General features: G+C 72.9%; 28 protein-coding genes and 1 riboswitch. Of the genes, 14 read left to right on the forward strand and 14 right to left on the reverse strand.

Features of this window, described 5'->3' with window-relative positions:
• Window positions 1–314: 314 nt before the first annotated feature.
• Complete coding sequence (locus tag GA0070617_RS22705; RefSeq protein WP_091442267.1) at window positions 315–2,120, forward strand: beta-N-acetylhexosaminidase; 1,806 nt, start codon at window positions 315–317, stop codon at window positions 2,118–2,120.
• Window positions 2,121–2,319: 199 nt separating this feature from the next.
• Here the strand turns inward: GA0070617_RS22705 and GA0070617_RS22710 are convergent, their stop codons facing one another.
• On the reverse strand, window positions 2,320–2,892 hold the full coding sequence (locus tag GA0070617_RS22710; RefSeq protein ID WP_091447073.1) for a GNAT family N-acetyltransferase: 573 nt from the start codon (window positions 2,890–2,892) through the stop codon (window positions 2,320–2,322).
• A gap of 323 nt (window positions 2,893–3,215) precedes the next feature.
• Window positions 3,216–4,385, reverse strand: coding sequence for a tRNA dihydrouridine synthase DusB (gene dusB, locus GA0070617_RS22715; protein ID WP_091442271.1), 1,170 nt, complete (start codon window positions 4,383–4,385; stop codon window positions 3,216–3,218).
• Window positions 4,386–4,642: 257 nt separating this feature from the next.
• Here dusB and GA0070617_RS22720 point away from each other — a divergent pair, with 257 nt between their 5' ends.
• Window positions 4,643–5,803, forward strand: coding sequence for a hypothetical protein (locus GA0070617_RS22720; protein WP_229688464.1), 1,161 nt, complete (start codon window positions 4,643–4,645; stop codon window positions 5,801–5,803).
• Between the two features lie 30 nt (window positions 5,804–5,833).
• On the opposite strand, the gene GA0070617_RS22725 is transcribed toward GA0070617_RS22720, so the two are convergent.
• Window positions 5,834–6,730, reverse strand: a complete 897-nt coding sequence (locus GA0070617_RS22725; RefSeq protein WP_091442274.1) for an oxidoreductase — start codon at window positions 6,728–6,730, stop codon at window positions 5,834–5,836.
• Window positions 6,731–6,794: 64 nt separating this feature from the next.
• Between GA0070617_RS22725 and GA0070617_RS22730 the strand changes: the two genes are divergently transcribed.
• Entirely contained in the window at window positions 6,795–7,379 is a 585-nt protein-coding gene (locus GA0070617_RS22730) for a TetR/AcrR family transcriptional regulator (RefSeq protein WP_091442277.1), read from the forward strand.
• Between the two features lie 131 nt (window positions 7,380–7,510).
• On the opposite strand, the gene GA0070617_RS22735 is transcribed toward GA0070617_RS22730, so the two are convergent.
• From GA0070617_RS22735 to GA0070617_RS22745, 3 genes are all read right to left on the reverse strand, one after another.
• Window positions 7,511–8,890, reverse strand: a complete 1,380-nt coding sequence (locus GA0070617_RS22735) for a glycine--tRNA ligase (protein ID WP_091442280.1) — start codon at window positions 8,888–8,890, stop codon at window positions 7,511–7,513.
• Window positions 8,891–8,976: 86 nt separating this feature from the next.
• Window positions 8,977–9,423 carry an Rv0361 family membrane protein gene (locus GA0070617_RS22740; RefSeq protein ID WP_229688465.1) on the reverse strand — a complete coding sequence of 149 codons (447 nt, stop codon included), beginning with the start codon at window positions 9,421–9,423 and terminating at the stop codon, window positions 8,977–8,979.
• Between the two features lie 294 nt (window positions 9,424–9,717).
• Window positions 9,718–10,059 (reverse strand): antibiotic biosynthesis monooxygenase family protein, encoded by a 342-nt coding sequence (locus GA0070617_RS22745; RefSeq protein WP_091442288.1) that lies wholly within the window; start codon window positions 10,057–10,059, stop codon window positions 9,718–9,720.
• Between the two features lie 27 nt (window positions 10,060–10,086).
• Here GA0070617_RS22745 and GA0070617_RS22750 point away from each other — a divergent pair, with 27 nt between their 5' ends.
• The 7 genes from GA0070617_RS22750 (at window position 10,087) to GA0070617_RS22780 (ending at window position 14,551) form a co-directional block, all read left to right on the forward strand.
• The gene (locus tag GA0070617_RS22750; protein ID WP_091442291.1) at window positions 10,087–10,344 is read left to right on the forward strand and encodes a DUF6703 family protein; all 258 of its coding nucleotides are present in this window, start codon (window positions 10,087–10,089) and stop codon (window positions 10,342–10,344) included.
• A 111-nt stretch (window positions 10,345–10,455) separates the two neighbouring features.
• Window positions 10,456–11,475, forward strand: a complete 1,020-nt coding sequence (locus GA0070617_RS22755; RefSeq protein ID WP_091442295.1) for a metal ABC transporter substrate-binding protein — start codon at window positions 10,456–10,458, stop codon at window positions 11,473–11,475.
• Complete coding sequence (locus tag GA0070617_RS22760; RefSeq protein WP_091442300.1) at window positions 11,472–12,233, forward strand: metal ABC transporter ATP-binding protein; 762 nt, start codon at window positions 11,472–11,474, stop codon at window positions 12,231–12,233. The genes GA0070617_RS22755 and GA0070617_RS22760 overlap by 4 nt, the downstream gene beginning before the upstream one ends.
• A 2-nt stretch (window positions 12,234–12,235) precedes the next feature.
• Window positions 12,236–13,105: a metal ABC transporter permease gene (locus GA0070617_RS22765; RefSeq protein WP_091447076.1), complete on the forward strand. Its 870-nt coding sequence runs from the start codon at window positions 12,236–12,238 to the stop codon at window positions 13,103–13,105.
• 42 nt (window positions 13,106–13,147) lie between these two features.
• Complete coding sequence (locus GA0070617_RS22770) at window positions 13,148–13,447, forward strand: ArsR/SmtB family transcription factor (protein WP_091442303.1); 300 nt, start codon at window positions 13,148–13,150, stop codon at window positions 13,445–13,447.
• Window positions 13,444–13,845, forward strand: coding sequence for a Fur family transcriptional regulator (locus GA0070617_RS22775; protein ID WP_091442308.1), 402 nt, complete (start codon window positions 13,444–13,446; stop codon window positions 13,843–13,845). Before GA0070617_RS22770 ends, GA0070617_RS22775 begins: the two co-directional genes overlap by 4 nt.
• A gap of 103 nt (window positions 13,846–13,948) precedes the next feature.
• On the forward strand, window positions 13,949–14,551 hold the full coding sequence (locus GA0070617_RS22780) for a hypothetical protein (RefSeq protein ID WP_091442311.1): 603 nt from the start codon (window positions 13,949–13,951) through the stop codon (window positions 14,549–14,551).
• A gap of 218 nt (window positions 14,552–14,769) precedes the next feature.
• Here the strand turns inward: GA0070617_RS22780 and GA0070617_RS22785 are convergent, their stop codons facing one another.
• From GA0070617_RS22785 to GA0070617_RS22800, 4 genes are all read right to left on the reverse strand, one after another.
• Complete coding sequence (locus tag GA0070617_RS22785; RefSeq protein WP_091442314.1) at window positions 14,770–15,258, reverse strand: DUF6328 family protein; 489 nt, start codon at window positions 15,256–15,258, stop codon at window positions 14,770–14,772.
• A 102-nt stretch (window positions 15,259–15,360) separates the two neighbouring features.
• Window positions 15,361–16,191, reverse strand: a complete 831-nt coding sequence (locus tag GA0070617_RS22790) for an alpha/beta fold hydrolase (RefSeq protein WP_091442317.1) — start codon at window positions 16,189–16,191, stop codon at window positions 15,361–15,363.
• 27 nt (window positions 16,192–16,218) lie between these two features.
• A complete protein-coding gene (locus GA0070617_RS22795) occupies window positions 16,219–16,971 on the reverse strand; it encodes a TIGR03943 family putative permease subunit (RefSeq protein ID WP_091442320.1) in 753 nt (250 codons plus the stop codon).
• Window positions 16,968–17,975 carry a permease gene (locus GA0070617_RS22800; RefSeq protein WP_217628869.1) on the reverse strand — a complete coding sequence of 336 codons (1,008 nt, stop codon included), beginning with the start codon at window positions 17,973–17,975 and terminating at the stop codon, window positions 16,968–16,970. The genes GA0070617_RS22795 and GA0070617_RS22800 overlap by 4 nt, the downstream gene beginning before the upstream one ends.
• 317 nt (window positions 17,976–18,292) lie before the next feature.
• Window positions 18,293–18,397: riboswitch (TPP riboswitch) on the forward strand.
• A 74-nt stretch (window positions 18,398–18,471) separates the two neighbouring features.
• On the opposite strand from GA0070617_RS22800, the gene GA0070617_RS22805 reads away from it, so the two are divergent.
• From GA0070617_RS22805 to gndA, 4 genes are all read left to right on the forward strand, one after another.
• Window positions 18,472–19,062 carry an ECF transporter S component gene (locus GA0070617_RS22805; protein ID WP_091442328.1) on the forward strand — a complete coding sequence of 197 codons (591 nt, stop codon included), beginning with the start codon at window positions 18,472–18,474 and terminating at the stop codon, window positions 19,060–19,062.
• Between the two features lie 24 nt (window positions 19,063–19,086).
• A complete protein-coding gene (locus tag GA0070617_RS22810) occupies window positions 19,087–20,514 on the forward strand; it encodes an ABC transporter ATP-binding protein (protein ID WP_091442331.1) in 1,428 nt (475 codons plus the stop codon).
• Between the two features lie 17 nt (window positions 20,515–20,531).
• Complete coding sequence (locus tag GA0070617_RS22815; RefSeq protein WP_091442336.1) at window positions 20,532–21,332, forward strand: energy-coupling factor transporter transmembrane component T family protein; 801 nt, start codon at window positions 20,532–20,534, stop codon at window positions 21,330–21,332.
• Between the two features lie 144 nt (window positions 21,333–21,476).
• Entirely contained in the window at window positions 21,477–22,922 is a 1,446-nt protein-coding gene (gene gndA, locus GA0070617_RS22820; RefSeq protein ID WP_091442340.1) for an NADP-dependent phosphogluconate dehydrogenase, read from the forward strand.
• A gap of 76 nt (window positions 22,923–22,998) precedes the next feature.
• Here the strand turns inward: gndA and GA0070617_RS22825 are convergent, their stop codons facing one another.
• The 4 genes from GA0070617_RS22825 to recO form a co-directional block, all read right to left on the reverse strand.
• Window positions 22,999–23,187: a hypothetical protein gene (locus GA0070617_RS22825; protein WP_091442344.1), complete on the reverse strand. Its 189-nt coding sequence runs from the start codon at window positions 23,185–23,187 to the stop codon at window positions 22,999–23,001.
• A gap of 126 nt (window positions 23,188–23,313) precedes the next feature.
• Window positions 23,314–24,339, reverse strand: coding sequence for an acyltransferase domain-containing protein (locus GA0070617_RS22830; RefSeq protein ID WP_091447078.1), 1,026 nt, complete (start codon window positions 24,337–24,339; stop codon window positions 23,314–23,316).
• Window positions 24,340–24,448: 109 nt separating this feature from the next.
• Window positions 24,449–25,261 carry an isoprenyl transferase gene (locus tag GA0070617_RS22835; RefSeq protein ID WP_091442349.1) on the reverse strand — a complete coding sequence of 271 codons (813 nt, stop codon included), beginning with the start codon at window positions 25,259–25,261 and terminating at the stop codon, window positions 24,449–24,451.
• The gene (recO, locus tag GA0070617_RS22840; protein WP_091442352.1) at window positions 25,258–26,076 is read right to left on the reverse strand and encodes a DNA repair protein RecO; all 819 of its coding nucleotides are present in this window, start codon (window positions 26,074–26,076) and stop codon (window positions 25,258–25,260) included. Before recO ends, GA0070617_RS22835 begins: the two co-directional genes overlap by 4 nt.
• Window positions 26,077–26,170 lie beyond the last annotated feature (94 nt).

Here is a 26,170-nt window from a genome sequence, read left to right on the forward strand (position 1 = left end):
CCCGTGCGCTGTCGCCGTCTCGTGCGTCGTCACCGTGAGCCTCCCACGCGGTTGCCCCGAAATCCCAGGTCCGGACCGGTCAGGTAGGGACCAGTGCCGATCGGTGGGCGAAGGTTAAGCGAACTTCGCCGCCGTTGGGACCATCTGGTGACCATCCGCACAGACATCACGACTATCCGCTTTCGGGTGGGTTCCTGGGAGCGCGGCCATGCGCAGGATCACGCATCGCCGCAGCTCGCCGTACTCTTGACGGCACCCAGCGTCAAAGTTCAGGTTTGCCATATTTGCCGCGGATACCCCTCGGGAGACGTCCCATGCCCCCCAGCCTCGACCCGCCCCGGGCACCCGCCGGGCCCCGGATCCCGGCCCAGCCCACCGAGCCGGACCGGACCACCGAGCTGACCCAGCCCACTGAGCCGGACCGGACCCCGGAGCTCGGTGAGTTGGCTCGGGCCGCCGCCACGGCCGCCGGCTCCCGGCTCGTGCCGCCCGCCGGGCGGTTGACTGACGTACTGCCGGCCCCGGAACGGGTCGAGCCGGACCCGGGCGCCGACTTCGTGTTGCCGGCGACGGCCGCCGTGCGGGTCACCGCCGACCCGGCCGCCCGCGACGTCGCCGAGCAGCTCGCCGAGCTGCTCCGCCCGGCGACCGGCTACCCGCTGCCGGTGACCGACGCGACCAGCCCGCAGCCCCGGGGCGGCATCGCCCTCGTCCTCGACGACGGCAGCAACGCTGGCAGCGGCGACGACGGCAGCCATGACACCGACGGGGGTGGCTCCGACAGCGGTGGCTCCGACAGCGGAGGGCTCGGTGCGGAGGGTTACCGGCTCCAGGTCGGCACCGACGGGGTACGGATCACCGCCGGCACCGCCGCCGGGCTGTTCCACGGGGTGCAGACCCTGCGCCAGCTCCTGCCCGCCGCGGTCGACAGCCCCACCCCGGTCGCCGCCGCCTGGGTGCTGCCCGGGGGGACCATCGTCGACCGGCCGCGGTTCGCCCACCGGGCGGTGATGCTCGACGTGGCCCGGCACTTCTTCGACGTACCGGACGTGCTGCGGGTGATCGACCACCTGGCCCGGTACAAGCTCAACCACCTGCACCTGCACCTCACCGACGACCAGGGTTGGCGGATCGCCGTCGACAGTTGGCCCCGGCTGGCGACTGTCGGCGGGGCCACCGAGGTCGGTGGCGGCCCCGGCGGCCACTACACCCGTGAGGACTACCGGCGGATCGTCGGCTACGCCGCCCGCCGGCACGTCACCGTGGTACCGGAGATCGACCTGCCCGGCCACACCAACGCCGCCCTGACCGCGTACCCGGAACTCGCGCCGGACCGGACCGCGCCGCCGCCGTACACCGGCACCGAGGTCGGCTTCAGCTACGTCGACCCGGCCAGCGAGCGGACGTACGACTTCGTCGCCGAGGTGCTCGGCGAGGTGGCGGCGCTGACCCCCGGGCGGTACCTGCACATCGGCGGGGACGAGGCGTACCGGGTGCCCGCCGAGGCGTACCGCGGATTCGTCGAGCGGACCCAGCGGATCGTCACCGACCTGGGCCGGACCGTGGTCGGCTGGCACCAGATCGCCCCGACCGGGCACGTCGACGGACGGGTCATCCAGTGGTGGGGCACCGACGGCGACGACCCGGGCACCGTCGACGCGGTCCGTCGGGGCGCCCGGTTGATCCTCTCCCCCGCCAACCGCGCCTACCTGGACATGAAGTACGCCCCGGACACCCCGATCGGGCACGACTGGGCGGGTCTGATCGACCTCCGCCGGGCGTACGACTGGGATCCCGGCACCCACCTGACCGGCGTGCCGGAGACGGCGGTGCTCGGCCTGGAGGCACCGCTGTGGACCGAGTCGGTGACCACCCGTACCGAGATCGAGTTCATGCTCTTCCCCCGACTGCCGGCCCTGGCCGAACTGGGCTGGTCACCCCGGTCCCACCACGACTGGGACGGCTTCCGGACCCGGCTGGCCGGTCACGGCCCACGCTGGACGCTTGCCGGGATCACCTTCCACCGCAGCCCCGAGGTGCCCTGGCCGGGCGTGCCCGCGCCCCGGTCGCCGCTGGCCGATCCGCCCCCACGGCACCGGACCGGAGCAGCGCCGGGCTGACCCCCGCCGTCGACCGTCCGGCCCGGCGCCCGACCTCGCCACGCCCGCGGTCACCCAGCGGGCGGTAGAGGTCGACCGTCAGGCTGGACGGCCGAATCGGGGCGGACGGATCGTTCGGTGGTCGGCCGCGATGGCGGCCGGGACGGGATCCGCTGCTCCGGTCGCCGGTGGCCGGGCGTGCCCCGTCGGACCGGGCGGATCAGGCGGTGGCGGGTGGCTCCGGGGGCCGGGCCGCGCGCCACTGCGGCGCCAGAACCGACCAGACCTCGATGTCCTGTCGTTCCCCCCGGTACCGGTAGCTCTCCCGCAGCACCCCGTCCCGGGTCATGCCGAGCCGGCGGGCCACCGCGATGCTCGGCGCGTTCTCCGCCGCGACCCGCCACTCCACCCGGTGCAGGCCCCGTGTCGTGATCGCCCAGTCGATGATCAGTCGGGCGGCCCGGGTGACCAGGCCCCGCCCCACCGCCGACGGCTCCAGCCAGCAACCCGCCTCGGCGGTGCCGTTCGGCACGTCCATCCTCGGGAAGAGCACCCCGCCGACCAGCCGATCCGCGACCCAGATGCCGTAGATCCGGCCGGTGTCGCTGGCCGCCTTCTCCGCGTACCCGCGCAGGAACGCCCGGCTCGACGCCAGGTCGGTGACGAGGTCCGGCAGTCCGACGTACCGCCCGATGAACTCCCGCCCCCGGTCGATGTGGGCCAGGAACTCCTCGGCCTGCCACGGCTCCAGCGGGCGCAGCTGCGCGTCGTCGTCCAACGGCACCGCGAACATGTCGTCCTCCCCGATCGCGTGGTCGCCCGGTCGTGCCCGTGGATCGTCGCACGCCGGCAGCATCCCCGGAGAACCTCGCCGGCCCTGCGGCCCCGCGACGAAACGATGCCGTCCGGTCGGCAGATCGAAAGGCAACCCCTCGGCAGATCGAAAGCGAACCCTTCGGCAGAAACAAGATCTTCCCCGACGGTGTGGCCCGTTTCCCCGCCGAGGAAGGCCCCTCCCGTCGCCGCGTTCTGGACGACGGGAGGATGAATCCGGCGGAACGCCGGGCCTGCGGGGTAGGTGGGATGGCTCCCGGCGGAACGCCGGGGCGGGTGGGGTCAGCCGCCGGAGTCGGCCAGTTCCGCGCCCTCGGGGGCGGTGTCGATGTCGCGGTCGGCCAGCCAGCCGGCGGGCAGGAAGACCTTGCCGGGCGAGTTGGTCCGGCCACGCGGCTGGCCCAGCGTCTCGGCCGGGAAGCCCACCTCGGGGTCCAGCTTGCCGAGCAGGTCGTCCAGCTCGGCCAGGCTCTCGATCATGGCCAGCGAGCGGCGCAGCTCGCCGCCGACCGGAAAGCCCTTGAGGTACCAGGCCACGTGCTTGCGGAAGTCGGTGCAGCCGTCGCGCTCGCCCCGGGCCGGGTTGCGGGCCCCGACGGTGAACTGGTCGACCAGCAGCTCGGCGTGCCGGCGCATGGTCCGGGTCACCTCACCCAGGCTCGGCAGCCGCCGGTCGGGACGGCCGGCGAAGGCCGCCTCCAGGTCGGCGAAGAGCCACGGCCGGCCCAGGCAACCCCGGCCGACCACCACCCCGTCCGCACCGGTGTGCGCCACCATCCGCAGCGCGTCGTCGGCCTCCCAGATGTCACCGTTGCCGAGCACCGGCACGTCCAACGCCTGCTTCAGGGTGGCGATGGCATCCCAGTCGGCGGTGCCCGAGTAGCGTTGCGCCGCCGTCCGCCCGTGCAGGGCGACCCAGGCCACGCCCGCCTCCTGGGCGGCCAGCCCGGCCTCGACGTACGTCAGGTGGTCGTCGTCGATGCCCTTGCGCATCTTGACGGTGACCGGCACCCCGGCCGGTGCCGCGGCGTCCACCGCGGCCCTGACCAGCCGGGCGAAGAGCCGGCGTCGCCACGGCAGGGCCGCGCCGCCGCCACGCCGGGTGACCTTCGGCACCGGGCAGCCGAAGTTCAGATCGATGTGGTCGGCCAGATCCCGCTCGACCACGATCCGCACGGCGGCGGCGGTGGTTTCCGGGTCGGTGCCGTAGAGCTGGAGGCTACGGGGCTTCTCGGTGTCGCCGAAGGCGATCATGCGCAGCGTCTTCGGGTTCCGCTCGACCAGGGCGACCGTGGTGATCATCTCGCAGACGTAGATGCCACCGCCCTGCTCCCGACAGAGCTGCCGGAACCCGACATTGGTGATCCCCGCCATCGGGGCGAGCACCACCGGCGGCCACACCTGGTGCCGCCCCAGGGTCAGCCCCCGCTCCCCACCCCCACACTCACTCACCCCCCAAGTGTAAGGAAGGGCCCCTGCTTAACGCTTTCTGCATAGCCGGGTACCCCTCTCACCGCCCGCCACGGGCTCGCCCCGCGCCGTGGAGCCGCCAGGAGCCCTGGGGCCGCCGGGGGCCTGCACCACGGCCGTTGCCGCCCTCGTAGCACATCGGGGGTGGCCGTGGGGCGTTGTCCACATGTCGGTTGTTGTCCACAGCGGGGGCGGACCGGGCCGGACAACCGGTGGCCTCGGCGGCCATGCTGCGTGACATGTCCGACTACCCACCCGAGCTCGACGCGACGGCCCGCGCCCAACATCTGGTCGTCACCCGGGCGCAACTCCTGAGCGTCGGCTGCACCGACATGCACCTGTACCGCCAGGCTCGCCGGGGTCGCTGGCAACGCGTCCTACCGGCGACGTACGCCCTGTTCAGCGGGACCCTCACCGAGGAGCAGCGACGGGTCTCGGCAGCCCTCTACGCCGGCCCGCAGGCACAGTTGACCGGCCTGGCGGCACTGCACTGGTACGGCTTCCGGTACAGCCCGCGCAGCGACGCCGTACAGCTGGTCGTGCCGCACCACGTCCGACGGCGGTCGGCGGCGTACGCGCAGGTCTCTCGGGCGCTCACCCTCGACGGCCGGGCCCGGCACACGGCGTTCTACCCGGTCTGTTCGCCGGCCCGCGCGGTCGTCGACGCGGCCCGCGACCTGCGCCAACTACGGCCGGTCCGGGCCGTCGTGGCCGAGGCCGTGCAACGTGGGTACGCCGACCTGCCCGGCCTCGACGAGGAGATCCGACGGGCCCGGCGCAGCCGTACCGCGCTGATCCGCCAGGCGTTCGCGGAGGTCGTGGCGGGCACCCGGTCGGCGCCCGAGGCGGAGTTGCGGGAGTGTCTGGCCGGCAGCCGGGTGCTGCCGGCGATCCTGTGGAACCCCCGGCTGTCCAACGGGACGGGCGAGTCAATGCCCACGCCCGACGGATACCTGGCCGACGCGGCGCTGGCCCTGGAGGTGGACTCGCAGGAGTACCACTTCAGCCCCGACGACTGGTCGCGCACCCTCGACCGGCACAACCAACTGAGCCGGTACGGGATCCTGGTGCTGCACTTCACACCGGCCCGGATCCGCCGGGAGCCGGGGCGGGTGCGGCAGCTGGTCGAGGAGGCGTACGAGTCCCGGCGGGGGTCGGTGCCACTCACCCGGGTACGTGTCGAGCCCTTGCCGGGCCCGGCCGCCCTCGCCATCGACCCCGCGCCCGCCGGCCTTCCGCCCGCCGGTCCCGCACCCGCCGGCCTTCCGCCCGCCGGTCCCGCACCCGCCGACCTCACGCCCGCCGGCCCCGCATCCACCCTTCCGCCCACCCGCCTCACGCCCGACCGTCGGCACCTGGAGGAGGTTCTGGCCGCGCGCCACCGAGTCGAGCAGGCATGACTCCTCGCGTCGTGGTCGAGGCCACGGATCTCACGTCCCGGTGACGTTCGTCCTGGCCAGTGGGTATGTGACGCCGGTCAGCTCCTCGGACCGGGTCCACAGGCGACGGGCGAGAGTGCTGTTCCGGGCGGTTCTCGACCGGCTGACCAGCTTGGGGGCCCCGCGTCCCTGGAGGAAGCCACCCGGACCGGCGTAGCTGCCGCCGGGGACGTCCGCCACCGCCGCGTAGAGCGTGGGCAACGCACCGTCGGCTTCGCTCTGCGAGAGGCGGTTGGTGAAGCGCCGGAGCACGGACCGCCGGTCGTCGAGGTGGTCGAGGAGGTTGGTGGCGGCCAGCCCGGGGTGCGCGGCCGTCGCGCGTACCGACGAATCGACGTCGGCGAGACGACGCTGCAGTTCCGCGGTGAACAGCAGGTTCGCCAACTTCGACTGCGCGTACGCGGGGAACGCCCGATAGCGCCGGCGCTCCCAGTTGAGGTCGTCGAGGTCGATCGTGCCGGCCCGGTGCCCGCTGGAGGAGACGGTGACCACCCGCTCCCGGATCCGCGGCAGCAACAGGTTGGTGAGTGCGAAGTGGCCGAGATGGTTGGTGCCGATCTGCAGTTCGAAACCGTCCTTGGTACGGCCGAGCGGCGGGACCATCAGGCCCGCGTTGTTGATCAACACGTCGATCGGGTCGGTGAAGTCCTCGGCGAACGCCCGGATCGAGGCGAGGTCGGCGAGGTCGAGCCGCCGTACCTCGACGTCACCGGCCATGGTCGCGGCGGCGGCCTGTCCCTTGGCGAGGTCGCGGACGGCGAGCACGACGCGGGCGCCCGCGGCGGCGAGCGCATGGGCGGCTGCCCGGCCGATGCCGCTGTTCGCGCCGGTGACGACGACCGTACGGCCGGTCATGGCGGGAAGCTGCGCGGCATTAAATGTTGTCATGAGCAACAATGTAGGCGCTGACGACAATGCTGTCAACGACAACACCATTTGCTAGGGTGAACCCGTGCCCGCGTACCACCACGGAAACCTTCGGACGGCGCTGCTCGACGCGGCCGAGCGCAGCCTGCGCCAGCACGGTGCCGAGCAGCTCTCCCTGCGGGAACTGGCCCGCGAGGCCGGCGTCAGCCACGCCGCCCCCCGTCGGCACTTCCCGGACCGTCAGGCGCTGCTGGACGCACTCGCCGAGGCCGGCTTCGCCCGGCTGGACACGGAACTGCGGGCGGCGTTGGACGCCGCGGGTGAGGAGTTCGGGCCGCGCATGCACACCGTCGCGGCGGCCTACCTGAGGTTCGCCACCGAGGACGCCGCGCTGCTGGCACTGATGTTCGCCGGTAAGCACCGCGACGGCGCCGAACGGCTGGTCGAGGCCGCCGCCGCGCCGTTCGGACTGCTGGACGGTCTGATCAGGCAGGGGCAGGCGGAGGGCGTGCTTGAGCCCGGCGACTCACAGCGCACGGGCATCGTGATGTTCGCGACGCTGCAGGGCATCGCCGCACTGGTCAACGGCAACCTGGTGGCACCGGAACTACTCGACGGGATCGTGGCGACCGCCGTCGACCAGTTCATCCGCGGATCGCGGCGCCGTTGACACTCCCGGCGGGAGATTCCGTACGGACCTGACCGGGAAGCTCGACGGGCTGAGCGAACGCGAACAAGCGCGCAGTGAGAAGGGGCCCCTTCTCGACAATATGCGTTAAGAAGGGGCCCTTCCTTACACATCTAGCAGCCGGGGAGGTGCTCGATGAGGTAGCGCTCGACCTGGTCGAGGGAGATCCGTTCCTGGGTCATGGTGTCCCGGTTGCGGACGGTCACCGCGTTGTCGTCGAGGGTGTCGAAGTCGACGGTGACGCAGAACGGGGTGCCGATCTCGTCCTGCCGGCGGTAGCGGCGACCGATGGCCTGCGAGTCGTCGAACTCGACCACCCAACGCTTACGCAGGTCGGCGGCGAGCCCCTTGGCCTTCGGCGAGAGCGCCTCGTTGCGCGACAGCGGCAGCACCGCCACCTTGACCGGGGCCAGCCGGGGGTCGAAGCGCATCACGGTGCGCTTGTCCACGCCGCCCTTGGTGTTCGGCGCCTCGTCCTCGTCGTACGCCTCCAGCAGGAAGGCGAGCACCGCCCGGGTCAGGCCGGCGGCCGGCTCGATGACGTACGGGATCCAGCGCTCGTTCTTGGTCTGGTCGAAGTAGGACAGGTCGACGCCGGAGTGCTTGCTGTGCGTGGCGAGGTCGAAGTCGGTCCGGTTGGCGATCCCCTCCAGCTCGGCGAACTCGCTGCCACCGAACTGGAAGCGGTACTCGATGTCGACGGTGCGCTTGGAGTAGTGCGAGAGCTTGTCCTTGGGGTGCTCGTAGAAGCGCAGGTTGCCCTCGGACAGCCCCAGGTCGAGGTACCAGTTCCAGCGCTCGGAGAGCCAGTACTCGTGCCACGTCTCGTCGGTGCCCGGCTCGACGAAGAACTCCATCTCCATCTGCTCGAACTCGCGGGTACGGAAGATGAAGTTGCCCGGGGTGATCTCGTTGCGGAACGACTTGCCGGTCTGCGCGATGCCGAACGGCGGCTTCTTGCGGGCGGCGGTCGCCACGTTGTTGTAGTTGACGAAGATGCCCTGGGCGGTCTCCGGCCGCAGGTAGTGCAGGCCCTCGTCGCTCTCCACCGGGCCGAGGTAGGTCTTCATCAGGCCGTTGAACATCTTCGGCTCGGTGAAGGTGCCCTTGTTGCCGCAGTTGGGGCAGTTCAGCTCCTGCAGCGAGGTCAGCGGCTTGCCGTGCTTCTCGGCGTACGCCTCCTCCAGGTGGTCGGCGCGGAACCGCTTGTGGCAGGACTGGCACTCGGTGAGCGGGTCGACGAACTCGGCGATGTGGCCGCTGGCCTCCCAGACCTTGCGGGCCAGGATGACCGCGGAGTCCAGGCCGACGACGTCGTCGCGCTGCTGGACCATGGTCTTCCACCACTGCCGGCGGACGTTCTCCTTCAGCTCCACGCCGAGCGGACCGTAGTCCCACGCCGATCGGGTCCCGCCGTAGATCTCGCTGGAGGGAAAGACGAAGCCCCGGCGCTTGGCGAGGCTGACGACGGCGTCGATACGGTCGGCTGGCATGTTTCCTCCTACGCCGACTGGCGGTCGGCGGGGACGTGGGATGGACGGTGCGGGCGGTGTTGCCCAGCACACTACCGATGGGCTGGTCAGTCGATCCCGCAGACCTCCAGGCCACCGGTCTGGTTGTCCGGGGCCAGGTTGATCGTCTGGGTGTCCTGGCCACCGCCGGTGTAGGTCACCCGCACCGGCACCCGGAGGTTCACCTCGTCGACGTCACCCACCCGGTACTCGGTGATCTCCGGCTCGGCCGCGACGCGCCGCTCGAAGTCCGGCTCGGACTCCCGGCGCCGCTCGGACTCGCAGAGCAGGTCGTAGGCCTCGCCGTACTTCTTGTCCACGATCGCCCGGTAGTAGTCGTCGGCGACCGCGCGGCCCTGCTCGTCGATCGCGCGGACGTTGGTGACCGCCAGCCCGACGATCGCCGCGCCGCCCCCGCCGCAGCAGAGCACCGCGGCCAGCGCCCCGACGCCGAGACCGAGCCAGAGCCGGGAGCGCCGGCCCTCGGTGGGGGGCGCGGCGAACGGCGGCGCCACCCCGGGTCCGGCCGGTGGCGCGGGTACCCCCGGCTCCTCCGACCTCCCCGGCCCGCCGGGCGAACCCGGAGACACGGGCCCGCCGGGCTGCGCCCGTTCCCCCGGCCCGCCGGGCGATTCCGGAGACATGGGTACGCCGGGTGGAGCGGGTACGCCGGACGACGGCGGCTGCCCACCGGAGGCCGCGTCGTCCGCGCCGGGTGACGCGGGGCCACCCGGCCCGGAGGAACCGGGGTACGGCTGCGGCTCGGGCGGTCCGGGAGCAGTCATACCGTGCAGGGTAGTGCCCGGAGATCAGCGGTACGGGTCAGCCGCTCGATCACTGCTGGCGACCACCACGTCCCCGCCCGGTGCCGCGCTGGCCAACGCCTCGTAGGCGGACGGCTCGTCCAGCGACTCGGCCAGCAGCGGCGTGGCGTGGATCTTGACGTCGAAGTTGCCGAGCGCCCGCCGGTACGTCCCGACCGACTCCCACTCGGTGAGCAGACTCCAGTGCCGTGGGTCGTCCAGCGCCCGCAGCAGGTGCCCGCGCAGGTAGCCGGGGCAGGCGGCGAGCACCGTGAGGGCGGCGTGCGCCCGCTCGGTGAAGGTGTCGGCGGCGTCGGTTTCCACCACGAACCGGTTGGTGACCAGCACCCGGGTCCTCCTCGTAGAGTCTGTGGGATGCAGCGTACGCAGCGACCTCTGCTGGCCCGACTGGCCCGGCTGAATCCGACGTCGGTCTTCCTGGCCAGCCTGGTGCTGGTCCTGGTGGCGCTCTTCGCCCCGGGTGTGGTGGGCGCGCTGCTGCTGCTGGCGATCGCCGCCGCCCTCATCGCCCTCTCGGTGACCACCTGGCCGGTGCAGACCCCGGCGAACCGGATCATCCGGCTGGTCGTGGTCACCCTGTTGATCGCCCTCGCCCTGACCAAGCTCCTCTGAGCGGTACGGCCCAGGCGCTGCTGCGCGGTGCGGCCCAGGCGCTGCTGCGCGGCCGGCTCATGCACTCATGCGGCTTTGACAATCAATTTCGTCTAGGCGGAGAGTAGTGGCATGAACAGCCGTTACGTTTCCCGTACCCTGGCCGCCGCGACCACCGCGCTGCTCGTCCTGGCCGGCGCCACGGCGTGTGGCGACGGTGGCGGCCAACCCGCTGGCGCCGACCCGGACCGGATCGACGTGGTGGCCGGGTTCTACCCGCTGCAGTTCGTCGCCGAGCGGGTCGGTGGCGACGCGGTGACAGTGACCAACCTCGCCCGTCCCGGGGCCGAGCCGCACGACCTGGAACTCAACCCGGGCCAGGTGGGGCAGCTCAGCCAGGCCGAGCTGGTGATCTTCCTGGACGGCTTCCAGCCCGCCGTGGACACCGCCGTCGAGCAGAACGCCAAGGACCGCGCGTTCGACGTGGCCACCGTCCAGCCGCTGCTGGACGCCGCAGCCGGCGGGCACGACCACGACCACTCGGGCGAGGACGACCACGGTCACGAGGACGAGAAGGGCCACGAAGACGAGAAGCACGAGGACGAGAAGAAGGCCGCCGAGGAGGGTGGCGGAGCCAAGGACCCGCACGTCTGGCTCGACCCGACCCGGCTGGCCACCATCGGCGAGAAGCTCGCCGAGCGGCTCGGACAGCTCGACTCCGGGCGGGCCGCCGACTTCACCGCCCGCGCCCAGCAGCTGCGGACCGAGCTGGAGAAGCTGGACACCGAGTTCACCGAGGGGCTGAAGACCTGCCAGCGCCGGGAGATCGTGGTCAGCCACACCGCCTTCGGTTACCTCACCCAGCGCTACCAGCTGGAGCAGATCGGCATCACCGGGCTCACCCCGGAGAACGAGCCCTCCCCGCAGCGCCTCGCCGAGGTCACCGAGGAGGCCCGCGAGCACCAGGCCACCACGATCTTCTTCGAGACGCTGGTCAGCCCGAAGGTCGCCGAGACCATCGCCCGTGAGGTCGGGGCCAAGACCGCCGTACTCGATCCGCTGGAGGGGCTGTCGGCGGAGAACGGCGGCGACTACCTTTCGGTGATGCGCACCAACCTGCAGACCCTCCGGACGGCACTGGGCTGCTCGTGAGCGAACCTGTCATCACCGTCACGCACGGGGTGGTCGGCTACGACGGCCGCCCCGTGCTGCGTGACGTCTCACTCGCCGTCACCACCGGTGAGGTGGTCGCCCTGCTCGGCGCCAACGGCTCCGGCAAGTCGACCCTGATCCGGGCCATCCTCGGCCTGGTCCCGCTCAGCCACGGCACGGTCGAGCTGTTCGGCACCCCGCTGCGCCGGTTCCGCCACTGGCACCGGGTCGGCTACGTGCCGCAGCGACTCGGGGCCGGCAGCGGCGTACCGGCCACCGTCCGGGAGGTGGTCGCCGCCGGTCGACTGGCCCGCCGGGGGGTGCTGCGACCACCCGGCGCCGCCGACCGGGCCGCCGTCGCCGCCGCGCTCAGCGCGGTCGGGCTCGCCGACCGGGCCGGCGACCCGGTCGCCACCCTCTCCGGCGGCCAGCAGCAACGCACCCTGATCGCCCGGGCCCTCGCCGGCGAGCCGGACCTGCTGGTGCTCGACGAGCCGACCGCCGGGGTCGACGCGGTCAGCCAGGAGGCCTTCGCCGGGGCGCTCGGCGGTTTCGTCACCGGCGGCGGCACCGTCCTGCTGGTCGCCCACGAGCTGGGGCCGCTGCGTCCGCTGATCAACCGGGCGGTCGTCGTGCACCAGGGGTACGTCGCACACGACGGCGCGGTACCGGAACCGGCCGGCCACCACGCCGAGCCCGGCCACGACCACGTGCACCCGCACGGTCCCGACGAGCCCGTGGGGCTGTGGAGCCGATGAGCATCGAACTCTTCCAGTACCCGTACATGCAGCGGGCCCTGATCGGCGCGCTGGTCATCGGCCTGGCCGCCCCGGCACTCGGCATCTACCTGGTGCAGCGCCGGTTGGCGCTGATCGGCGACGGGGTCGGGCACGTGGCGCTTACCGGAGTCGGGGCGGGGCTGCTGCTCAACCGCTCCCCGGTGCTGGTGGCGGTGATCGTGGCGACCCTCGGCGCGATCACCATCGAGCTGGTCCGGGCCCGTGGGCGTACCTCCGGGGATCTTGCCCTGGCCCTGCTCTTCTACGGCGGGATCGCCGGTGGGGTGATGCTGGTCGGGCTCTCCGACAGCAGCAACGCCAACCTCAACGCGTACCTCTTCGGGTCGTTGACCACGATCTCGCCCACCGACCTGACGACCATCGCGGTGCTCGGCGCGGTGATCGGGGTGGTCATGCTGGCGCTACGCCCGGCGCTCTTCGCGGTCTGCCACGACGAGGAGTACGCCCGGGTCTCCGGCCTGCCGGTGCGTACCCTCAACCTGCTGCTCGCGGTGGCCACGGCGGTGACCGTGACGATCGCCATGCGGGCCGTGGGGGTGTTGTTGATCAGTGCCCTGATGGTGGTGCCGGTGGCGACCGCCCAGCAGGTCACCCGGGGTTTCCGCAGCACCATGACGGCGGCGATGGCGCTCGGGCTGTTCGCCGCCGGCGGCGGGGTCTACGTGGCCGCGAACGCCGACACCGCCCCCGGTGCGTCGGTGGTACTGCTGGCGATCGCCTCGTTCCTGGTCGTCGCCGTGGCCGGGGCCGGCTGGCGGGCGGTCCGTCGACGCCGCGTCCCGAGCGGCCCGACGAGCGCCCCGGAGCCCGCCGAGGTGGTGCTGCGCTGAGCCGGTTACCGGCGGGTCGTTGAGAACGGTTACCGTTGCGGGGTGACCAGTCCGACCGGCTACGACTCGTACGAGGGTGCGAGTGAGCTGCTGCGTGCGCTCTCCGCGCCGATCAGACTGGCCATCGTCAGCGAGCTGGCGCAGAGTGAACGCTGCGTGCACGAGCTGGTGGAGACCCTCGGTGCGACCCAGCCCCTGGTCTCCCAGCACCTGCGAGTGCTACGCGGCGCCGGGGTGGTACGCGGTTCGCGACGCGGCCGGGAGATCGCGTACGCCCTGGTCGACGAGCATGTCGCGCACATCGTGGCGGACGCGGTCAGCCACGCCGGGGAGGGTCCGTGACCGAGGAGAGCACCACCGCCGTCCGCAACACCCGGCAGCGCAGCGCGGTCAGCGCCCTGCTCGGCGAGGTCGAGGGCTTCCACAGCGCCCAGGAGCTGCACGAGATGCTCCGCCGGCGGGGTGACCGGGTCGGCCTGACCACGGTCTACCGCACCCTGCAGGGGCTCGCCGACGCCGGTGAGATCGACGTGATGCGCCCGCCCGGCGGGGAGCACCTCTACCGGCGGTGCAGCGAGGGGCACCACCACCACCTGGTCTGCCGGGCCTGCGGCCGGACCGTCGAGGTGGCCGGCCCCGCCGTCGAGACCTGGGCCGACCGCGTCGCCGCCCAGCACGGCTACACCGACGTCAGCCACACCCTGGAGATCTTCGGCACCTGCCCCACCTGCCCTTCGTGAAAGGAAGGGCCCCCTATTAACGCTTCCGGTAGAGCGGGGCACCCTTCTCACCGGCTGCTGCGGGGCATCGACGGGTGAGCGGGAGCGTGGCACGCTGTCCGGCGTGAAGATCTACGCCGACCGTTCCCCGGTCGCCCTCCGTCAGCTCCTCACCGATCTCCTCGTCGTCGCCTGGGTGTACGGCTCGATCCGGGGCGCGCTCTGGCTGCACGACCTGGTCGAGAAGCTGGCCGTACCCGGACAGAAGCTGGAGGGGGCGGGCGGCGGCCTCGCCGACAACCTGGCCGACGCCGGCGGCAAGGTCGGCCGGGTGCCACTGGTCGGCGACGAGCTGACCGCGCCCTTCGAACGGGCCGCCGGTGCCGCCCGGTCGCTGGCCGAGGCGGGCCGGGACCAGCAGGAACTGGTCGACCAGCTCGCCCTGGCCCTCGCCGTGGCGGTGCTGATCTTCCCCCTCGGGCTGGTGCTCTTCGGCTGGCTGCCGCTGCGGCTGCGCTGGATGCGCCGGGCCGGGTCGGCGGCGGCCCTGGCCGGGGTGCCCGCCGGACGGGACCTGCTGGCCCTGCGGGCGCTGGCCAACCAACCGGTGGGCCGGCTGACCCGGATCGCGCCGGACGTGGCCGAGGCGTGGCGGCGCGGGGACGCGTCCACCGTGGACGCATTGGCCCGCCTGGAACTGCGCCGCCTGGGCCTCAAGTCTCGATAGGGCGCGCCTCGACCCCGGGGTTCGGCCAGGCGCGCCGGCCCCACGGCCGGGGCCAGAGCGGGCCGCGCCAGGCCGGCCTCGGGGCGGGCCACGCCAGGACGGGTCAGGGCGGGCCACGCCAGGACGGGTCAGGGCGGCCCGGACGAAGGGGCCGCCCGGGTCCGTGAGAGGGGCGCCCCGCTATACCGAAAGCGTTAAGCGGGGGCCCTTCCTTTCACTCAGGTGGGGGTGTCCTCGTCGTCGTCGAGGTCATCGTCGCCCCAGTTGCGGCGGCTGAACGGCAGCACCGCCCAGAAGGTCAGGAACCACACTCCGGTGATACCGCTGAGCAGCAGGGCGACCCACCAGGGCAGGACGAAGTCGGTGACCAGCATGACCGCGCTGACCATCGAGATCAGCATGAGCACCAGACCACCGCTGGCCATCCGGTGGGCGAAGCGGACCAGTTCCGGCTTGCGACCCTGCCGGAACAGCGCCCGGTGAAACGCGACCGGCGAGATGATCATCGCGGTGGCACCGGCAGCGGCCAGCAACGCGACGATGTAGACGTCCCGCTGGAAGTCCGTGGTCCGGTCGAACCCGGCACTGAACGGCAGGGTCAGCAGAAAGGCGAAGAGGATCTGCACGCCGGTCTGCGCGACCCGCAACTCCTGGAGCAGGTCGGCGAAGTTTCGCTGCCAACGCTGCTTCTCGGTTTCCTTCGACACGTGCTACCTCCGGTGAGACGTACCGCCCCCGGGGTCCACCCCCGGTTGGCGACAACGCCTTTGCCCTACGGCAGACAGTGCGAAACCGACTCATGAACGTCGTTACAACGTCGGCCCCACCCGGGCCAGGATCGCCTCGGTCAGGGCCTGCGGCGCCTCGTCGGGAATCCAGTGGCTCACCCCGGGCAGCACCACGAAGCGGTACTCCCCCGTCACGCGTTCGGCGCAGGTCTCGGCGGCGGTGCGGCCGATCGCGGTGTCCCCGTCACTCCACACGAAGGTGGTCGGCACCGGCACCGCCGGGGTCCGCGCCAACTCGGCCCCGGACATCGCCCGGTACCAGTTCAGCGCGGCGGTCAACGCCCCCGGCCGGCGCATCGGCCCGGCGTACCGGGCCACCCGCTCGGCGTCACCGACGCCGCCGAGCATCTTGCGCAGCGCCGCGCCGTTCCAGGCCAGCAGCACCTTCTCCGCCGTACCCGCCCGGCGGAACAACGCGATGTACGACGAGCGGGCCTTCTGCCCCGCGTCGGTGGCCAGCGCGTGGGCCATCGCCGCCGGGTGCGGCACCGAGACGGCGGTGAGCGTGTGCACCCGGTCGGGATGGTAGGCGGCCACCTGCCAGGCGACCAGCGCGCCCCAGTCGTGACCGACCAGGTGGGCAGCGGGTACGTCGAGCGCGTCGAGCAGGGCCACCGCGTCGGCGACGCACTCGGCGAGCCGGTAGTCGCGGACCTGCGGTGGCCGGGCGTCGGGCGAGTAGCCGCGCTGGTCCGGGGCGTAGGTGCGCAGCCCGGCGGCGTGCAGGGCCGGCACCACGTCGTCGAACTCCCCGGAGTGCTGCGGGAACCCGTGCAGCAACAGCACCGGCACCCCGTCGGCCGGTCCACCGGCGGCAACGTCGAAGGTGAGGCCACGCGTTTCGATCCGCATCACCGGAACCTACCCGGGCCGGGCCGGCTAGTCGTACTGTTGCCGGGGCACGGGGACCTCACGCCAGGTCTCGACGTCCAGGTAGGGGATCTCGGCGTCGTTGACCGGGTCCCGTCCGATCCGGTCGGTGTACCGCCCGATCACCTCGATCCAGGTGTCCTGGGGCAGGCCCACCGGCACCTCGCCGGTCAGGCCCAGCTTGACCGGACGCCCGTCGGCGGCACAGCAGGACAGCACCATCCGGGCCAGGATCGGTTCTCCGGCGCCGCCGGTGGCGATGAATCCGGTGAGCTGGACCCGGCGGTCGCCGATCGACTCGCCGGCGTCGAAGAGCGCCCGGGAGGCGTAGTCCAGCACGGTGATCTTGGCAGGGTCACCGGCGGGCAGGGCGGGATAGTCGGAGAGCCCACCACTGGGGACGGTGGCACCGGCCTGGCTGACCGCGTACGAGCCGAGCGCGGGCGGGGCGACCAGCAGCAGACCCAGCACCGGCAGCAGGAGCAGCCAACCGATCCGCGGCTCGTGGTGGGCGTGCCCGGCATCGGCGTGCGCCACCGGGCCGGCCGGCTCACCGTCGGGCGGCTGCACCGAGGCGGGCAGCAGCGGGCGCAACTCGTACCAGAGGGTCATCACGGCGACGGCGACCAGTGCCAGGCCGGCGGCGACGAGGAAGGGCTGCAGGCTCTCCTTGACGTAGCGCAGGTACAGGTCGGTGAGGCTGGCCCGGACCACGGCCCCGCCGAGCAGCAGCAGCACGACCGCCTGGGCCTGCCGGTTCACAGCAACACCGCCCCGGTGGCCACCGCCACCGTCACGGCGACCACGAAGGTCGCCGGGGCGAACCGGAGGGCGAACCGGCGGCCGAAGACCCCCGACTGCATCGCGATCAGCTTCAGATCGACCATCGGACCCACCACCAGGAAGACCAGCCGGGATGTGAGGGAGAACTGGGACAGCGACGCGGCCACGAAGGCGTCCGCCTCGGAGCAGAGGGAGAGCAGCACGGCGAGCACCGCCAGGGCGAGCACCGACAGCACCGGGTTGTCGGCGAGGGTCTGCAGCCACCGCTTCGGCACCAGCACGTTGATGCTGGCCGCCGCCATAGCGCCGAGGACCAGGAAGCCACCGGCGTGCGTGACGTCGTGCCGGATCGCCGCCCAGAACGCCGCACCCCGGGAGAGGCCGTCGAGGTCGGGGCGGTGCGGCAGCCGGATCCAGTCGGCGCGGCCCAGCCGCAGCCAGAGCCAGCCCATCAGCACCGCGACCACCAGGCTGGCCAGGCCCCGGGCGAGCACCATCTCGGGGTTGCCCGGGAAGGCGACCGCCGTCGCGACCAGCACGATCGGGTTGATCGCCGGGGCGGCGAGCAGGAAGGCCAGCGCGGCGGCCGGGGTGACCCCCCGACGGATCAGCGAACCGGCGATCGGCACCGCGCCGCACTCGCAGCCGGGCAGCACGAAGCCGGCCGCGCCGGCCAACGGCACCGCCAGGCCGGGCCGGCGGGGCAGCGCGCGGGCCCAGAACGAACGCGGCACGAAGACCGCGATCACCGCCGAGAGCATCACCCCGAAGACCAGGAAGGGCATCGCCTGCACCAGGATCGAGACGAAGACGGTCGTCCAGGTCTGCCAGCGGGGTGCGGAGAGCAGGTCGGCGACCGGCTCGCGGAAGACGACCAGCAGGATCAGCAGCCCGGCGAGGACCTCCACCGAGCCGACCCGGTCGCCGAGGAACCGGCGTGGCCCGTCCGCCGGGGGCTCGGCCGCCGGAGAACCAGGACCCACCGGGGAACCAGAATCCGCCGGGGAGCCAGGATCCACCGGGGAACCAGGATCCACCGGGGAACCAGGATCCACCGTCGTACCACGGTGGTTGGTCTCTGCGGTCACCTGTACGCCCCTTCACCGACGCTCCGAACCTGCCAGGGCCCGTTGCCGGTGCGCGGGAACCATCGGTCGGCCGCCTGAGGGTACTGCCCACCGACGGGCCACGTCGATGCGTACCGGACAGCCTGTGGAAAACCCGGCATACCGGCGGCTGACCAGGCAATGATCACTTTGCCGGTCGATTCACCGGGGTGTTAGCGTCGGTGAGACAACTTCACCTCCGACAGGGGAGCGCGCAGCGCTGAGAGTGCGGGTCCGCCCGCAGACCCTCGAACCTGATCTGGGTAATGCCAGCGCAGGGAGTTCGGTCGACCTTCAGCCGCGCCGTCGTCCGGTCCGCCGGGCACGGCGTGCGTCTTCTCCTGGTTCGCACTCGGGACTGGGAGCATCCACCATGAGTCACACCGACACCGATCGCTGGCGGACCATCGACATCGTGGTCGCCTCCGTGATCGCGGTCGCCTTCGGCGTCATCTTCTGGGCCTGGAACCTGGTCTGGACGGCAACCGAGGGCGCGTTCGCCTTCTTTCCACCGGCCCAGGCGGTCATCTACGGCATCTGGCTGGTCCCCGGGGTGCTGGGCGGCCTGGTGATCCGCAAGCCCGGCGCCGCCTTCTACTGCGAGTTCCTCGCCGCGTTCGTCTCGGTGCTGCTGGGCAGCCAGTGGGGCGTGGTGGCCATCCTGCAGGGCGCCTTCCAGGGGGTCGGGGCGGAGCTCGGCTTCGCCGCGTTCCGGTACCGCTCGTACCGGCTGCCGGCGGCGATGCTCTCCGCCACCCTGGCCGGGCTCGCCGCGGCGGTCTTCGACCAGATCCGGTACTACGCCGCGCTCGACCTGCTCACCGCCCGGCTGCCGATCTTCGTCCTGACCGTGCTGAGCGCCACGGTGCTGGCCGGGGTCGGCGGCCTGCTGCTCACCCGGGCGTTGGCCGGCACCGGGGTGCTCGACCGGTTCCCTGCCGGCCGCGACCGCGCCCTGGTCTGATCCCGGACCCGGGGGGTACGCGGCGTGGGCACGGTGCGGTTGCGGGGCTTCGGCTGGCGGCACGCGGGGCGTCGGGCCTGGGCGGTACGCGGGGTGGACCTGGACGTCGAGCGGGGCGAGCGGGTCCTGCTGCTCGGTGCCTCCGGGGCCGGCAAGAGCACCCTGCTGGCGGCGTTGGCCGGGTTGCTGCCGACGGACTCCGGCGAGCAGGAGGGCACCGTCGAGATCGACGGGGTCGACCCCCGCAAGGACCGGGAACGCGTCGGCATCGTCTTCCAGGACCCGCAGACCCAGCTGGTGATGGCCCGCTGCGGTGACGACGTCGCGTTCGGCCTGGAGAACCGGGGGGTACCGGCCGGCGAGATCTGGCCAAGGGTCGACGCGGCGCTGCGTCGGGTCGGCTTCCCGTACCACCGGGACCGGCCCACGGCGGCGCTCTCCGGCGGTGAGCAGCAACGGCTCGCCCTGGCCGGGGCGCTCGCCCTGCACCCGGGGTTGCTGCTGCTGGACGAGCCGACGGCCAACCTCGACCCGGTCGGGGCCGAGCTGGTCCGCGACGCGGTCGCGCTCGCCGTGGACGCCGACACCACCCTGGTGCTGGTCGAGCACCGGGTGGCGGAGGCGCTACGGCTGGTCGACCGGGTGGTGGTGCTGGCACCCGGCGGCGGCGTCCGGGCCGACGGCCCGCCCGGGGAGGTCTTCGCCGCGCACGGCGACGAACTGGCCGCCGAGGGGGTGTGGGTGCCGGGTCACCCGGTCGCGCCCCGCCGGGCCCGGACCCCGGTCGGCGACCGGTTGCTCACCGCCGACCGGCTCGGCCTGCCGCCCCGGTTGGCCACCACCGAGCTGACGGTACGCGCCGGCGAGGCGCTCGCCGTGCTCGGCCCGAACGGGGCCGGCAAGTCCACCCTGGCGCTGCTCCTGGGCGGCCTGCTCCGACCGGGCACCGGCCGACTGACGGCCACCGCCGAGCTGGCCGGCGCGGACGCCGCCACTGCCCCGCACCGGTGGCGGGCACCCGCACTGGCCGGCCGGATCGGGTCGGTGTTCCAGGATCCGGAGCACCAGTTCGTCACCGGCACCGTCAGCGAGGAGTTGGCCCTGGGGCCACGCCGTACCGGTCAGCCGGAGCACGCGGTGCGGACCACCGTGGACGGGTTGCTGCACCGGCTGCGGCTGACCCGGCTGGCCGGGGCCAACCCGTACACCCTCTCCGGCGGGGAGGCGCGGCGGCTGAGCGTGGCGACGGCCCTGGCCACCGCGCCCCGGCTGCTGGTCTGCGACGAGCCCACCTTCGGCCAGGACCGCCGGACCTGGCTGGAGCTGGTGGACCTCTTCGCCGACCTGCGCGACGCCGGGCACGGGGTGGTCACCGTCACCCACGACGCGGACTTCGTCGCCGCGCTGGCCGACCGGACCCTGGTCCTGGAACGCGCCGATGCACGCCGCTGAGGACCGGGAGCGCGCCGATGTTCGGCGGTGAGCCGGTGGCCGCGCCGGACGCCCCGCTGGCCCGGCGCAACCCGGTGGCGAAGCTGGCGGCGGCGATGGTCTTCTCGGTGGTGCTGCTCGCCACACTGGATCCGGTGGCCCCGGCGATCGCCATCGCGGTGGAGTTGGCCGTCCTGCCGCTGTTCGGGGTCCGCTACCGGGTGCTGGCCCGGCGGGCGCTGCCGCTGCTGGCCGCCGCCGCGGGCGTACTGGTGACCCTGGTGTTGTTCGCCGCGGACCGCTCCGGCCGGACGCTGCTCGCGGCGGGTCCGGTGCTGGTCACCTCGGGGGTGCTGGTGACCGCGCTCGGGATGGTGCTGCGGCTGTTCGCGGTGGCCCTGCCCGGGGTGATCGTCTTCGCCACCACCGACCCGACCGACCTGGCCGACGCGTTGATCCAGAACGTGAAGGCGCCGGCCCGGTTCGCCATCGGCGCGCTGGCCGCGTTCCGGCTGGTGCCGTTGCTCGCCCAGGAGTGGCAGATGATCGGCATGGCCCGTCGGGCGCGCGGGGTGGACGCCGGGCGCAACCCGGTGGCGAAGTTGCGCCTCTTCGGCTCCACCGGGTTCGCGCTGCTGGTCGGCGCGATCCGGCGGGGCACCCGGTTGGCGGTGGCGATGGACGCCCGGGGGTTCGACGCCGGCGGGCCCCGCACGGTCGCCCGCCGGCAGCGGTTCACCGTGGCCGACGGCCTGCTGGTGGCCGGGGCGCTGGTGGTGGCCGCTGGGTCACTGGCGGTCAGCGTCGCGGTCGGCACCTTCCGTCCGCTGATCGGCTGAGGTCGTACCGGGCGATCGTTCGCGCGACCACCTGGTGACACCAGGTCGATGGCCCCGCCGGTCGGTCCGCCGGCCGCGATACCGTCAGCAGGACTGCAGGCCAAGTTGATCCCTGCAGGCCGACGTGGAAGGTGGCGGAACACAGTGACTGAGCAGGCGACGGCGCAGATCGGCGTGACCGGGCTGGCGGTGATGGGCCGCAACCTGGCCCGTAACCTGGCCCGCAACGGGTTCCCGGTGGCGGTGCACAACCGCTCGCCGGAGCGGACCCGCAAGCTGGTGGCCGAGCACGGCGACGAGGGCACCTTCGTCCCCGCCGAGTCCCTTACCGACTTCGTGGCCGCACTGGAGCGGCCGCGCGCGGTCATCATCATGGTCAAGGCCGGGGGCCCCACCGACGCCGTGATCGACGAGCTGGTGCCGCTGCTCGAAGCCGGTGACATCGTCATCGACTGCGGCAACGCGCACTTCGCCGACACCCGCCGCCGCGAGGAGGCGCTGCGCGCCCACGGGCTGCACTTCGTCGGCACCGGGGTCTCCGGCGGCGAGGAGGGCGCGCTGCTCGGGCCGAGCATCATGCCCGGCGGTTCCGCCGAGTCGTACGCGAAGCTCGGGCCGATGTTCGAGAAGATCGCCGCCCAGGTGGACGGGACGCCGTGCTGCACGCACGTCGGGCCGGACGGTGCCGGGCACTTCGTCAAGATGGTGCACAACGGCATCGAGTACGCCGACATGCAGCTCATCGCCGAGGCGTACGACCTGCTGCGGGCCGGACTGGACGCGACCCCGGCGGAGATCGCGGAGATCTTCCGCGACTGGAACACCGGTGAGCTGGAGTCCTTCCTGATCGAGATCACCGCCGACGTGCTCGCGCACACCGACGCCGCCACCGGCCGGGCGTTCGTGGACATCGTGCAGGACCGGGCCGAGCAGAAGGGCACCGGCCGCTGGACCGTGCAGAGCGCCCTGGACCTGGGCATCCCGATCACCGGTATCGCCGAGGCGACCTTCGCCCGCTCGCTGTCCGGGCACGCCGACCAGCGCGCCGCCGCCCACCGGGCCTTCCCGGACGCCGGTGAGAAGTGGCAGGTGAGCGACCGGGAGACGTTCATCGAGGACGTCCGTCGGGCGCTGCTGGCTTCCAAGATCGTGGCGTACGCGCAGGGCTTCGACCACATCCGGGCCGGCAGCCGCGAGTACGACTGGAACATCGACCTGGGCAGCACGGCCACCATCTGGCGGGGCGGCTGCATCATCCGGGCCCGCTTCCTGGACCGGATCAAGCAGGCCTACGACGAGCAGGCGGACCTGCCCAGCCTGCTGGTGGCGCCGTACTTCGCCGAGGCGGTCAGCGCGGGCGTGCCGAGCTGGCGGCGGGTGGTGGCCGACGCGACCCGCGCCGGTGTGCCGGTGCCCGCGTTCGGTTCGTCGCTGTCCTACTTCGACGCGCTGCGCGCCGAGCGGCTGCCGGCCGCGCTGATCCAGGGCCTGCGGGACAACTTCGGGGCGCACACCTACCAGCGGGTGGACCGGGAGGGCTCGTTCCACACCCTCTGGGCCACCGCCGACCGCTCCGAGGTCGAGGGCTGAGCCTCCGCCCGTCGCACGTGGTGACGGCCCCGGTCAACCTCGACCGGGGCCGTACCCGTTCGCCGGGTCAGGTCGGTCAGAAGAAGCGACGGCGGCGCTTGGCCTGCTGCGGGCGGAGCACGTCGGCGCCCTTGCTGAGCAGGCGGCTCACCCCGGTCGGGCCGCGCCGGGCCTCCAGCGTGTGGCTGAGTCGACGGGCACCGGCCGCAGCCAGCGGCACCGCGACGGCCATCACCGCCCACTGCGCGATACGCTTCTGGATCATTGTGGGTTCACCTCCGTCAGTGGCTGCTGACGACAGTGGTACCCAGCCGGGCCGCCCGGTAAGCCTGCCGGCCGGGCCGCCCCACAACGGCCGGCCCGCTGCGGGCCCGCAGACGGGCGGTGCCGGTCAGAGCGGGAAGCGGCCGCGCCGCCAGTGCCAGTGCCGGCCGGCGGCCAAGTGGTCGACGACCGCGCGCTGCAACGCGGTACGACGGGGCAGCCGGTCCAGCGGCGTGCTCAGGGTACGGAAGACGAACCGCAGCACCTCGACGTCGGGGTCCAGCCCCTCGGGCGGCTGGTAGGGCTCCAGCTCGAACCGGCGCTGGAACCGCACGATGTTGGACTCCGCCGGCAGGTACTCGGCCAACTGCGGGTCGAGCAGCCACGAGCCGCAGACGAACTCCCGGTAGCTCTCGTCGGGAAAGTGCCGGGGGAAGAACGCGCGGCCCTGGTCGAGCGAGTCCGCGACCGCCTCCGGGGTCAACGGGCCCGCGTCGGGGATGTGCAGCTCGACGGCGCCGTCGCCGCGATGGTGCTGCAGCCGGCCCAACTGGTAGAGGCCGCCGCGCACGTGCAGGGTGAGCCAGCTCTGCATGACCGGCCAGCCCTCGCCGCGCATCCGCCGGTCGATCGCCAGGTTGCGGCCAAGGTCGGCAAGGGTCGCCCAGGACGCGGCCTCGGCCACCCCGTGGTCGCGGTGGTAGCCGAGCACCACGTCGACCAGGGCCAGGTACGCGTAGGCGTAGAGGTGTCGCCAGGCCGGGCCCCGCTCCCGCGGCAACACCGGGCCGGGTGGCAGCCAGCCGTGGCCGCCGAGGTCGGCGCGGACCAGGGCGATCGACCGGTCGAGCAGCCAGCGCAGCTCCGGTGTCCACCCGCTGGCCTCCGGTCCGGGCCGGCCCGCGATGGCCTCCGGTCCGGGCCAGCCCGCGATGGCCTCCGGTCCGGGCCGGCCCGCTGTGATCTCCGGCGTGGGCCAGCCCGCGATGATCTCGGCGGCGTCGTCCGGTGGTACCCCGAGGCGGTCGAGGAGCGCGGGCGCGTCGGTGACGGCGGGCAGCGGCGCCGACGGTCGGTCGGCGGCGAGCCGGTGCACCCGCTCGACCTCCTCGACGGGCACTGCGAGCCGGGCGGCGATGTCGTCCAAGTCCACCCGCACGACGGTACCGACCGACCGGGACACCGCGACAGGCCCGCACGAGGGAGACCAAGGCGGCACGACAGGCCCGCACGGAGACCAGGACGACCGGCCCGGCCGGCGGTCAGGTCTGCGGGGCGACCGGGTTGGGCAGCGCGCCGCCGAAGCGGCGGTCCCGCTGGGCGTACAGCTCGCAGGCGTACCAGAGGTGCCGGCGGTCGAAGTCCGGCCAGAGCGTGTCCAGGAAGACCAGCTCGGCGTAGGCGGTCTGCCAGAGCATGAAGTTGGAGATCCGCTGCTCGCCGGAGGGACGCAGGAAGAGGTCCACCTCCGGGACCTCCGGGTGGTACAGGTACTTCGCCAGGGTCTTCTCGGTGACCTTGGCCGGGTCGAGCCGGCCGGCGGCGGCCTCGGCGGCGATCCGGGCGGCGGCGTCGGCGATCTCGGCCTGGCCGCCGTAGTTGACGCAGAACTGCAGGGTGAGCGTGGCGTTGTCCTTCGACATCTCCTCGGCGGTCTGCAGCTCGGAGATGACGCTCTTCCACAGCCGCCCGGCCCGCCCGGACCAGACCACCCGGACGCCCAGGTCGACCAGCTGGTCCCGGCGACGGCGGATGACGTCCCGATTGAAGCCCATCAGGAACCGCACCTCGTCCGGCGAGCGCCGCCAGTTCTCGGTGGAGAACGCGTACGCCGACAGGTACGGGATGCCCAGCTCGATCGCGCCCTCGACGGTGTCGAAGAGGCTGTGCTCGCCCTGCTCGTGGCCCCGGGTGCGGGGCAGGCCACGGTCCTTGGCCCACCGCCCGTTGCCGTCCATGACGATCGCCACGTGCTTAGGCAACGCGTCGGCCGGCAGGGCCGGTGGCCGGGCACCCGACGGGTGCGCAGTCGGTGGCGTCGGCTCACGACGGCCGGCCCTCGTCGATCGAATCACTCGGTCATCTCCCTGGTCACACCCTCCGCGCCGGCTCCGACACCGGGGGTACCGCCCCGGTCGACCAGCGGCAGCGAGCGTAGCGCGCGTTCCAGGTGCCACTGCAGGTGCGCCGCGACCAGGCCGCTGCACTCCCGACGGGTCCCCGCCTCGGTGGCGTCGGCGATCCGCCAGTCGCCGGTGGTCAGCGCGGACATCAGGTCGACGGTGGCCGGTGCCGGATGGGCCGCGCCGGGCGGTCGGCAGTCCGGGCAGACCGCACCCCCGGCCGGTACGGAGAACGCCCGGTGCCGCCCCGGCGTGCCGCAGACCGCGCACGCGGTCAACGCCGGTGCCCAGCCGGCCAGCGACATCGCCCGCAGCAGGTACGCGTCGAGCACCAGGGTGGTGGCGTGCTCGGCCACCGACAGCGCGCGCAGCGCGCCCAGGGTGAGCTGGAACAGCCGCAGCGACGGCTCCCGCTCCACCGGGGTGAGCCGCTCGGCGGTCTCGGCGATCGCGCTGGCCGCGGTGTACCTCGGGTAGTCGCCGAGGAACCGCTTGCCGTACAGGTCGATCCCCTCGACCTGGCTGACGCTGTGCAGTGAGCTGCCGACGTTGCCCTTGGGGTCGCCGGCCAGTTGCAGGTCGACGTGCCCGAACGGCTCCAGCCGGGCACCGAACTTGCTGGTGGTGCGCCGGACCCCCCGGGCGACCGCCCGCATCCGGCCGTGCCGGCGGGTCAGCAGCGTGATGATCCGGTCGGACTCGCCGAGCTTCTGCACGCGCAGCACCACCGCGTCGTCGCGGTAGAGCTGTCGGCGGTACCCGGTCACCCGGTCATTCTCTCTCGGGGTCCGAAATCAGGGTCAGCTCGGGGTGCACCGGCCGGTCGTCCCCGATGCGCGCCGCCGCGCCCGGGCCGTACCG

It is taken from the genome of Micromonospora yangpuensis, assembly GCF_900091615.1.
Classification (GTDB): domain Bacteria; phylum Actinomycetota; class Actinomycetes; order Mycobacteriales; family Micromonosporaceae; genus Micromonospora; species Micromonospora yangpuensis.